Here is an 11,001-nt window from a genome sequence, read left to right on the forward strand (position 1 = left end):
GATGGGTAGCCCTTTTCACGTCTTGATATCAGTGCAACTTACAAAGCAGCGATAGTCGCTTTTTGCTCAGCAAGCTTAACCAACGCCTCTTTGTAGGCGTCGAGTTTTTCGCGCTCTTTAGCGACAACAGCTTCCGGCGCTTTAGCAACGAATCCCTGATTGTTCAGCTTGCCGTCAATACGCTTGATCTCACCTTCTGTCTTGGCAATTTCTTTGTCCAGACGGGCAAGCTCTGCATCTTTATCGATAAGACCCGCCATCGGGATCATCAGCTCAGATTTACCGACCAGTGCAGTGGCACAAGCAGGTGTTTCCTCACCGTCAGCAAGCACTTTGATGCCCTCCAGTTTTGCCAGAGACAAGAGAACCTGCTGATTAGCAGCAAGACGCGCCGCATCTTTCTCATCAGCGGCTTTCAGCATCACGTCCAGTGGTTTGCTTGGTGCGATGTCATACTCGGCACGAAGGTTACGAATCGAGGTGATAAAGCTTTTCACCCATTCGATATCGGCTAATGCATCAGCATCAAATTGACTCTCATCATACTGTGGCAATGCCTGTAGCATAATGGTGTCACCTTCAACGCCGTCTACCAGCGGCTTAACGCTTTGCCAGATAGATTCAGTGATGTACGGGATCACGGGATGTGCAAGACGAAGAGTTCTCTCAAGCACAGTGATCAAGGTACGGCGGGTACCACGTTGCTGTGCTTCAGTGCCTTTCCAAAGAACAGGCTTAGTCAGCTCCAGATACCAGTCACAGAATTGGTTCCAGATGAATTCGTACAGAGTATTGGCAGCCATATCCAGACGGAAGTTATCGATATGACCGTTGAAGTCTTTCACTGCCTGCTGGAACTGAGATTCAATCCACTTATCAGCCAGTGAGTATTCAACCTCGCTGTCTGCAGCAAAACCGCAGTCTTTGTCTTCAGTGTTCATCAATACATAGCGGCTGGCGTTCCATAACTTGTTGCAGAAGTTACGGTAACCCTCAAGACGTTTCATATCCCAGTTGATGTCACGGCCTGTCGAAGCCATGGCTGCCAGTGTAAAGCGCAGCGCATCGGTGCCATAAGGTTCAATGCCGCTTTCAAAGGTTTTACGGGTGTTTTTCTCGATTTTCGCCGCCAGTTTTGGCTGCATCATATTACCCGTACGCTTTTTAACCAGCGACTCAAGATCGATGCCGTCAATCATATCGATAGGGTCGAGGACGTTCCCTTTCGACTTCGACATTTTGTCGCCGTTTTCATCACGGATCAGACCTGTTACATAAACGGTTTTGAATGGCACCTGTGGTTTGCCGTCATCATCTTTGATGAAGTGCATGGTCATCATGATCATTCTGGCGACCCAGAAGAAGATGATGTCAAAACCAGTAACCAGAGTGTCTGATGGGTGGAAGACTTTGAGATCATCGGTTTGCTCAGGCCAGCCTTGCGTGCCAAAGGTCCAGAGTGCCGAAGAGAACCAGGTATCCAGCACGTCATCATCCTGGCGCAGCACAACAACAGGTGCCAGACCGTTTTGCTCACGGACTTCTTCTTCAGTGCGGCCGACATAGACACTGCCGTCGTTGTCATACCATGCTGGGATGCGGTGACCCCACCAAAGCTGACGTGAGATACACCAGTCCTGAACATCGCGCATCCATGAGAAATACATGTTCTCGTACTGCTTTGGTACGAACTTGATGTCACCATTTTCAACGGCTTCAATTGCAGGCTGTGCAAGAGGCGCGGTGCGCACGTACCATTGGTCAGTCAACATAGGCTCGATGACAACGCCGCCACGGTCACCAATTGGCACGCTTAGGTCGTGATCTTTGACTTCGTCCAACAGGCCAAGCTCATCAAATTCAGCAACGATGGCTTTACGTGCCGCAAAGCGCTCCATGCCATGATACTTCTCTGGCAGGTCGTCACTGTATGCATCGCTGGCTTCACCGTTCGTGTTGAACACCTCAGCGCTGTGACGTATGTCAGCAGTAAAAGTCAGGATATTGATCATTGGCAGGCTGTGGCGCTTGCCGACTTCGTAGTCGTTGAAGTCGTGTGCTGGCGTGATTTTCACACAGCCAGTGCCTTTTTCCATGTCTGCGTGCTCATCGCCAACAATAGGAATGCGGCGGTTAACGATTGGCAGAATGATTTCCTTGCCAATCAGAGCTTTATAACGCGTGTCTTCCGGGTTAACGGCAACGCCTGTATCACCGAGCATGGTTTCAGGGCGTGTCGTTGCAACGACAATGTAGTCTTTCCCTTCAGCGGTTTTTACGCCATCTGCCAGCGGATACCGGAAGTGCACATGTGGCCTTTTTTGTCTTGGTTTTCAACTTCGACATCAGAAATGGCTGTTTGCAGTTTTGGATCCCAGTTAACCAGACGTTTACCACGATAAATCAGGTCTTCTTCAAACAGGCGAACAAACACTTCCTGAACGGCATTCGACAGACCATCATCCATCGTAAAGCGCTCACGATCCCAGTCTACAGATGCACCAAGGCGACGGAGCTGCTTGGTGATTGTGCCACCCGATTCGTCTTTCCATTCCCAAATCTTATCGATGAACGCATCACGGCCGTAATCGTGCTTTGTTTTATCTTCTTCTGCCGCAATTTTACGCTCAACCACCATTTGTGTCGCGATACCAGCATGGTCAGTACCGACTTGCCACAACGTATTTTTACCTTTCATACGTTCACAACGGATCAGGGTATCCATGATGGTATCCTGAAACGCGTGACCCATGTGGAGGCTGCCCGTGACGTTCGGAGGCGGGATCATGATGCTGTAAGCTTCTTTTGAAGTGTCACCATGAGGCTTGAAGTAACCGGCCTCTTCCCAGCGCTTGTATAGCGCTTTTTCAATAGATGTTGGATTGTATGTCGTTTCCATAGCGCTCTTGATGGATCAGTTTGAGTTAGGAGATTCGTTGATGGCCAGTGTCTGCATTTGCCTGCCAGCCATACGGTAAATTTTGTAGCGTTCTCGTGCCTGCTGCTTGAGACTCTCTTCGCAAGGCACGAAGTCTATCACTTGTGCGAACGATGGCGCAAAACTTGCGGCTTCATCGGCCAGATTAATCAATACGCTGCGGTGCCCATTATGACGAACGCCCGGCCAGCCAATTTCTACCACCGCGCCACCACGTGGTCCTTCGCCGACCAGATTATGCGGCACGAAGTTGTCGGGTCCTTGCTGCCACAAAGTCTCGTCGATCAGCTCAGCCTGCGCTTTATCTGACGCGGCAATATACACTTTGTGTCCTGATTGGCTGTAAGCACTGGCAATATCACAGGTCTTGCTGACCATTTGCTGGTTTGCCGGTGTGTCACCGTCTTCCAGTAAATAAAATGTTGCCTGTGCCATAGCTACTCCGGCGTATATTTGTTCGCATTGTGTTCGTTCTGACTGCCATTATGCGCTGTCAGGGTAAAAAAAAGGAGGCCTTTTGGCCTCCTTTCTCAGTGTTGGATGTTACTCCGCACTCTCGTGGCCAGAACGGTTCAGCAAGAACTGGACAAGAAGTGGGACGGGACGGCCCGTTGAACCTTTGTTTTTGCCGCCTTGGAATGCAGTACCTGCGATATCCAAGTGCGCCCAGTTGTATGCTTTCGCGAAACGAGACAGGAAACAACCAGCGGTGATGGTGCCACCACCTTTACCACCAATGTTCGCCATGTCAGCAAATGGGCTAGCCAGCTGCTCTTGATACTCTTCAGTCATCGGCAGACGCCATGCGCGGTCGCTCGCTTGCTCAGAGGCATTTACCAGCTCATGAGCCAGCGGGTTGTGGTTAGAGAGCAGGGCACTGATATGGTAGCTCAGTGCCATAATGCAGGCACCGGTCAGTGTAGCGACATCAACAACACACTCAGGCTCGTAACGCTCAACATAGGTCAGGGCATCACAAAGTACCAAGCGGCCTTCCGCATCGGTATTCAGAACTTCAACTGTCTGGCCTGACATGGTGGTCAGGATATCGCCCGGGCGATACGCATTGCCGTCAGGCATGTTTTCACAGCCAGCGAGCACACCAACAACGTTGATAGGCAGATCAAGTTCAGCCAGCGAGCGCATGGTGCCGTACACAGAAGCCGCACCGCCCATATCGTATTTCATTTCGTCCATAGCAGCAGGTGGCTTGAGCGAGATACCGCCAGCATCAAACGTTAGGCCCTTACCGACCAAAATGATAGGTTTAGCGTCTGGATCCGGGTTACCTTTATACTCCATGACTGACATCATGGACTCGTTGCGCGAACCCCGACCTACAGCAAGATATGATGTCATACCAAGCTCTTGCATTTCTTGTTCACCGATAATCTTGGTGGTGACTTTTTCGTAGTCATCAGCCAGACGGCGAGCCTGAGAGGCAAGGTATGCAGGGTTTGCGACGTTTGGTGGCATGTTGCCAAGATCTTTACAGGCTTTTACACCAGAAGAAATAGCAAGGCCGTGGGCAATCGCACGTTCACCAAGGTTCAGTTCGCGACGGGTTGGTACATTGAAGACCAGTTTACGAAGCGGGCGACGAGTTTCCGGCTTCACGCTCTTGAACTGGTTGAAGGTATAAAGTCCGTCGTTAGTGCTTTCTACCGCCTGACGTACTTTCCAATACGTATCACGGCCTTTGACGTGCAACTCAGTCAAGAAACACACCGCTTCCATTGAACCGGTTTCGTTCAATGTATTGATGGTGTTTTTGATAATTTCTTTGTACTGACGTTCGCCAAGTTCACGCTCTTTGCCACAACCGACTAAAAGCACGCGCTCAGAAAGTACGTTCGGTACATGGTGAAGCAGTAGCATTTGACCCGGTTTTCCTTCCAGATCACCACGGCGTAAAAGGCTGCTAATGTAGCCATCACTGATTTTGTCGAGTTGCTCCGCGACAGGGGAGAGTCGTCGTGGTTCAAAAACGCCGACCACGATACACGCACTGCGCTGTTTTTCGGGGCTCCCGCTTTTTACACTGAACTCCATGCGTACTCCTACATCCTAAAGACAAGTGAGGTCAAATGTTGGATAATGCCTGCTTTGATTGCTTCCTACTTTCTTAAGTAGCAGAGTCTTAAAAAGCGGTTAACATTTGACCGAAAGATTAAAAAACAACTAATTTACCGAAAAACTATAGTTATTCGAGTAAAAAAACAAGTTTTCTAAAGGTAGATCGCGTGATTATCGTTCGGTATCTGATCCGAGAAACAGTAAAAACACAATTTGCGGTGTTGTTCATATTATTTTTGGTGTTTTTCAGCCAGAAGTTTATTCGTCTTCTTGCCGACGCGACAGACGGATCTATTCCTAGCAGTGAATTGATGGCGCTGGTTGCGTTGTACTTTCCGTACATGGTCATGCTGATGTTACCACTAAGCTTGTTTATCGGAATATTACTGACGTTTGGCCGCCTGTATGCCGAGAGTGAAATTACGGTGATGAACGCGACAGGTATAGGGAATAAATTTCTTATTCGCGCGGCCATTTACCTAGCATTAATGACGGGTGCCGTCGCCGCGTTTAATTCCCTTTGGCTCGTGCCTTGGGCTGCAAATAAAGAGATGAAGTTGTACGAGAATTTTGAGGCAGACTCAGGGGTAAATTTGCTCGTCAAAGGGCAGATTCAATCTACCCCTGATGGCTAGGTGTGGTCTATGTTAACGACATAACGGATAAAGGCCGCGAGCTACATGACATATTTATTGCCCAACCTGTGTCGCGAGAGGCGTTGAAGCCGACAGTGGCAGTCGCAAAGAAAGGTATTGTGACCGAATTACCAGATGGGCGCCAAGTGCTTGAATTGGCTGATGGTGAGCGCTTTGAGGGGATTCCTACTCGTTTGGATTACTCAGTCACGGACTTCGATATTTACCAAGTGCTTATAGGCCAGCGAAAAGTTGATAAGCGCTCACGTGACTGGGAGGCGATTCCGACGATGGAATTATTGTCTAATCCATCCCTTAGCGCGCAGGCTGAGCTTCAGTGGCGAATTTCTCTTGTGCTTTGTGTACCGCTACTGACAATGTTAGTGGTCCCCCTTTCTTCGGTTAACCCGAGACAAGGCCGTTTCGCAAAATTGTTTCCTGCCATCTTGTTGTATTTGGGTTATTTCCTCTCATTAACTGCCTCCCGAACGGCGCTAAAGGACGGAACATTGCCTCCCGAGATCGGTCTTTGGGCAGTCAATGTGTTGACCTTTTTCATTGCCTTGGTGCTCATCAGTTGGGATAGCTTACCGATACGAATAGTCAAAGATAAAATGAGGAGGGTACGTTAATGCTTAAAATCCTCGATATCTACATCGGAAAAACGATCGTTGCGACAACATCTTTGGTACTGGGAACGCTGGTGGGCTTGTCAGCAATCATCAAGTATGTGGAACAAATTAAGGGTGTTGGCATAGGAACCTACGATCTGTTAACTGCCTTACAGTTTGTGCTGTTGAGTATCCCCCGTGATATTGAGCTTTTCTTTCCTATGGCTGTGCTGCTTGGTGCATTGATAGGACTTGGAACACTTGCGTCCAGCTCAGAGCTCGTGGTAATGCAGGCGGCTGGTTACTCCAAACTGAATATCGGTGTGTCTGTGCTGAAAACAGCTATCCCGCTTATGTTGGTTGTATTGGGGCTCGGGCAGTGGGGCGCACCCGATGCACAAAAAGCTGCGCGCGAGCTACGAGCCTTTGCGCAGTCTGGTGGCAGCGTGAAATCGATTCGACATGGTGTCTGGGCGAAAGATGGCAAAGATTTTATCTACATGGCCAAAACGGACCAGCAGCGAACGTTAATCGGAGTCAACATATGGAAGTTTGCGGATCAACAAGCATTGAAAACGCACATTTTTGCTGAGAAAGCGAATTTTCTCGAAGGAGGTAAATGGCGCCTTCAAGACGTTACCGTGACGGACTTTGCCAACAACGAAGCAATAACAAAGCGCTCTTTGGATGACTTCGTTTGGCAAACGACGTTAACACCAGAAAAACTTTCCGTTGTTGAAGTAAAACCTGAAGAGATGTCATTGTCAGGCGTGGCTGATTATGTTTCGTACCTTAAAGAGTCCGAGCAAGATGCTTCACGCTATGAGCTGGCGCTGTGGCGAAAAGTGTTACAGCCATTGACGATAGCTGTGATGATGCTGTTGGCTCTGAGCTTTGTCTTTGGTCCTCTGCGCTCGGTAACGATGGGCGCGAGAGTGCTGTCGGGGGTGTTATTTGGCTTTGCTTTCTACATTTCCAATGAAGTATTTGGTCCAATGATTTTGGTGTACCAGTTCCCTGCGTTTATTGGTGCTGCTGCGCCAAGTCTGTTGTTCGTTTTAATTACGCTATACCTCTTAAGGCGTAAGCTCTAGAACAGAAAGTGTTGAAAAGAGAAAATAGGAAAGGGAGCGAAAGCTCCCTTTTTTTATCAGAGTTTGTCAGATTTGATGACATGGCATTTGGCAACCATGTCCTGTAGTGCCTGATTGGTGGGAGACAAAAAAACAAAGAGGTTGCCAGCGCCGAACCCCGAACTTGCCATACGTATGACTGCTTGTGTTGGTGAAATTGCCGAGCCATCGGTATTTTGCATGTGTAATTTCCACGCACGCATTCCTAACGTTTGGCCTCCTTTGCACCAGAAGTATCCATAAAAAAACATGGCAACGGCAAATATATAAACGGTAAAGAGCGGGCTAGCGATTGGGTGTCGACTCAGAAAATCACTGGTATCGATGTAGCCCTCAAGCGACACGCCCAAAGATAACGCGATGGCGAATCCTGCCATGATCAGACCGACGGCGAGCATCTCTATGGCAGTGAGAACCAGTAAGTCGTATAACCAAGCTCCGAGCCTTCGAAAAAAGCCTGCTCCTTTTACTTCTGTGTAGGTAGCTTGCTGAGACATCTATTCATCCTGAATGATTAATTTGGTGTGTTATTGCCAGTATTGATACGAAGTTAACACGTATTACAGGTGAGTTGAGATGTTAATTTGTACACTGTGATTAAAAAAGAGCCAGTTAAAACCTTTTTTCAAATTATAGGCTTGTGTTGAACCTTCGCATGCGTATAATTGCTCGCACTTGCCCGGGTGGCGAAATTGGTAGACGCAGCGGATTCAAAATCCGCCGGTGGTGACACTGTGCCGGTTCAAGTCCGGCCCCGGGCACCAATTTCAAAACAAAAAAGCCTCAGCTTAGCTGAGGCTTTTTTGTTTTCTCATCGATAGAATCAAAAGCAGCAATAATACTGTCTTTGTCCAGTTAGGCGTCTTCTTTTATATTGACACCTTTCAATCTCACTGCGCGATATTGGTTTTTCCCGTTTTGTTTTGCATGGTAAAGCTCGACGTCTGCTTTATGCAGTAGGCTTTCCCATCCACTTACTATTAAATCAATCGGTACTTGGTTTACCGCACCCATAGTAAGCGTGACTTTTAACTTAAGGTCGCCAATGATGTAGGGCGTACCGCTGACACTTTCACAAAGGCGCTGCATCACGTTGTCGGTGTTTCCGATATGAGTATCCTGTAAAAGGCATAGAAACTCCTCTCCACCCCAACGAACCAGAAGATCATCTTTCCTTAGCGTACTTTCTAAACGTCTGGCCGTTTCTACCAGGACCATATCACCAATGTTATGCCCATAATCATCGTTGAACTGCTTAAAGTCATCTAAATCAAGAATACCGATCGTGAACGTCACATTGGAACTGCCATGCTTAGCAGGTAGTTCTTCATCGACATATCGCATCAGGTAACGACGATTATGGAGTCCGGTCAGGCTATCTGTATTGGCCTCTTCGGTAAGTAGGGAGTTTGATGATTGAAGCGAAGCATTCTCTCTTGTTATCTTTCTTAAACGCATTACTTGGCTGATGACAAGAAAAGAGATGAGCAGTACGCAAACGATCAGCACATTGTTTTGCATTTGCTCGCGCGCGAGGCGCGAGGCCTTCAATGCTCTTTCTGTTCTGTCCAGCGTAACATCTTTCTCTTTTACACCTTCAGCATACACAATGTTTTTCTGGTCTATCTGATCTTCGTAAAACGACTTTTCATATTCGATCTTTGCGATGAGATGTTTTTTCAAAAATTTGTATGCAGAGTCGACGTCGCCTTTTCTCTCGTAGGCATCTGAAAGTTTTTTATAGATGATGGCCCTTCGATACGGGTCGTTCGAGAAAGAGTCAGTTTCAAGAACGGACAGATAGATAGCCTTGGCTTCTTCTACCCTATTTAAATCGAGAAGAATATGGCCTTTCGTAGCTTTGGTTACGTCATAATCCCAACCCATAACCTGATAATCATTGATTTCCAAGCTTTGATTGATGCTTTTCAATGCGTCATCTAAATGCCCTTCGGCAAAAAATAAGGTGGCAGAAATATATTTGAAGTGGCCAAAAATGGCTGAATGATCATCTTCCCCAAGTAACTTTTCGGCATTAGCAAGATAAGCTCGTGCCTTTGAGTAATCACTTTGTTCTATTGCAACATTCACAAGATTAAAATAATGCATCAGATGCGTTGAACGGGTAAGCGATGATGTAGAGTTAACATCTAACGCCAGACCTCTGAGCAAGTACTTTTCAGCATTTACCCAATCACGTGAATTCATCGCCAAAAGCGCTTCGATGCCATCAAGAATGGATTTCATGCCTTCGTTAGGCTGCTGCTTTTCATAAGTGATCGCACGATCGAGGTAGTATTTGGCAGTCAACAGCTTATTTTTAGTTAAATAAAGGTTGGCATAATTGAGGGAGATAACTGTCAACGTATGAATATCTTGGATGTCACTTGCGATTGCTTGTGCCTGAGACAGCTCTTTTTCAGCCTGTTGAAGTTTACCAAATCGTAAGCTGTCATAACTACGATGTGCTAATACCCTTGCACACAACCACTTTTGTGCTTTTTCGTTACAATAGGCCCAAGCATCGTCGCGGAACTTTTCCATGCTGGATTGGTCGTTTAACTTAGCAAAAGCATCGACCTTATTGAGATAAAAGCTTGCCAGTAAAAGCGGGTCAGCCTCCAGTTCGGTGAAGTGTTTACTTTGTAGCTCGTCTAACTTCTTGAGAGCGTTAGTCGGGTTGGACTCCGCTTTTATAGAAAGTAGTTTTTGCCCCAGCTTTGTTTGAGATAACAAGTCTTCATGACGGAAGGGCTCCTGTAAAGACAATTCAGAACCCTGACTGGAATACTTCTCGGTCAGTGACGGATACAGTATGAATCCACTGATCGACATTGTGATTGCCAGTAAAAGATAGAAATACCAACTCGTTTTTATTTTATTCATCTCTTTATCTATTAGAGGAAGTGCTTTATTGATGTTGCTGGAATCATGAACGAATGGGTCATGGGTATAAAGGTCCAAACGCAGTCGCGCCCGAGATAATGTAAGACTTATACAACATATGTCGCAAAGGCACTAGAGAATATAATATGGCTTTTACTGTTCAGCACCTAGAATGATGCTAAAAAGTCGAACCAGTGCAGGTTTGGTTGAATTTCATCCTAATAAAAGCACTTTTGAGTGAATTTTGAACGCTTGATTGTTTTATTTTAAAAAAAGGGAAAATGGGGGTTGTCAGTGAGATCAAAGTCTCTATAATGCCGCCTCACTGACACGGCGGCGGCATCAAAAAAGAGATTCACCTCCAGTCATCTACCTCAGATGAGGTAAGTCAAAAAGATGTTTTGAAAGGCGAGTTAACGCCAAGAAAAATCACAAAATTTCTTCTTGACTTAAAGGTCGGACAGCGTAACATACGCAGCCCTGACCAAGTGAAGCAACGCTTCATGAGTCAACGCTCTTTAACAATTTGACCTATGCAATCTGTGTGGGCACTCGTGAATGATAGACAAAAGATTTATCAATGTTTACTGAGTGACCAAACGAAATAACTTCGGTTATATCGGCACAGTCAATTTATACAGTATTTCATTGAGCCGTTATCTTCGGATAACAACAAAATTCTAATTGAAGAGTTTGATCATGGCTCAGATTGAACGCTGGCG

The 11,001-nt window shown here is 46.8% G+C and carries 5 protein-coding genes, 1 tRNA gene and 2 pseudogenes; 3 read left to right on the forward strand and 5 right to left on the reverse strand.

Annotated features, from left to right (window positions below; all coding sequences use genetic code 11):
* Positions 1-38: 38 nt before the first annotated feature.
* The 3 genes and pseudogenes from CS022_RS22875 to pepA all read right to left on the reverse strand — a co-directional run bounded on the left by CS022_RS22875 (position 39) and on the right by pepA (position 4,990).
* A pseudogene (locus tag CS022_RS22875) lies at positions 39-2,899 on the reverse strand (valine--tRNA ligase).
* A gap of 15 nt (positions 2,900-2,914) precedes the next feature.
* Entirely contained in the window at positions 2,915-3,373 is a 459-nt protein-coding gene (locus CS022_RS22880) for a DNA polymerase III subunit chi (RefSeq protein ID WP_129124203.1), read from the reverse strand.
* A gap of 108 nt (positions 3,374-3,481) precedes the next feature.
* Positions 3,482-4,990, reverse strand: a complete 1,509-nt coding sequence (pepA, locus tag CS022_RS22885) for a leucyl aminopeptidase (RefSeq protein WP_129124204.1) — start codon at positions 4,988-4,990, stop codon at positions 3,482-3,484.
* 191 nt (positions 4,991-5,181) lie between these two features.
* Here pepA and lptF point away from each other — a divergent pair.
* Both lptF and lptG read left to right on the forward strand, forming a co-directional pair.
* Positions 5,182-6,281: pseudogene (gene lptF, locus CS022_RS22890) on the forward strand (LPS export ABC transporter permease LptF).
* Entirely contained in the window at positions 6,281-7,354 is a 1,074-nt protein-coding gene (gene lptG, locus CS022_RS22895) for an LPS export ABC transporter permease LptG (RefSeq protein WP_129124205.1), read from the forward strand. The pseudogene lptF and the gene lptG overlap by 1 nt, the downstream one beginning before the upstream one ends.
* A 56-nt stretch (positions 7,355-7,410) precedes the next feature.
* Here the strand turns inward: lptG and CS022_RS22900 are convergent, their stop codons facing one another.
* Complete coding sequence (locus CS022_RS22900) at positions 7,411-7,890, reverse strand: RDD family protein (protein WP_129124206.1); 480 nt, start codon at positions 7,888-7,890, stop codon at positions 7,411-7,413.
* 180 nt (positions 7,891-8,070) lie between these two features.
* Here CS022_RS22900 and CS022_RS22905 point away from each other — a divergent pair.
* A tRNA-Leu gene (locus CS022_RS22905) sits at positions 8,071-8,157 on the forward strand.
* A 91-nt stretch (positions 8,158-8,248) separates the two neighbouring features.
* Here CS022_RS22905 and CS022_RS22910 read toward each other — a convergent pair.
* Positions 8,249-10,279 carry a tetratricopeptide repeat-containing diguanylate cyclase gene (locus CS022_RS22910; RefSeq protein WP_129124207.1) on the reverse strand — a complete coding sequence of 677 codons (2,031 nt, stop codon included), beginning with the start codon at positions 10,277-10,279 and terminating at the stop codon, positions 8,249-8,251.
* Positions 10,280-11,001 lie beyond the last annotated feature (722 nt).

The sequence above is a fragment of the Veronia nyctiphanis genome (assembly GCF_004116385.1).
GTDB lineage: Bacteria > Pseudomonadota > Gammaproteobacteria > Enterobacterales > Vibrionaceae > Veronia > Veronia nyctiphanis.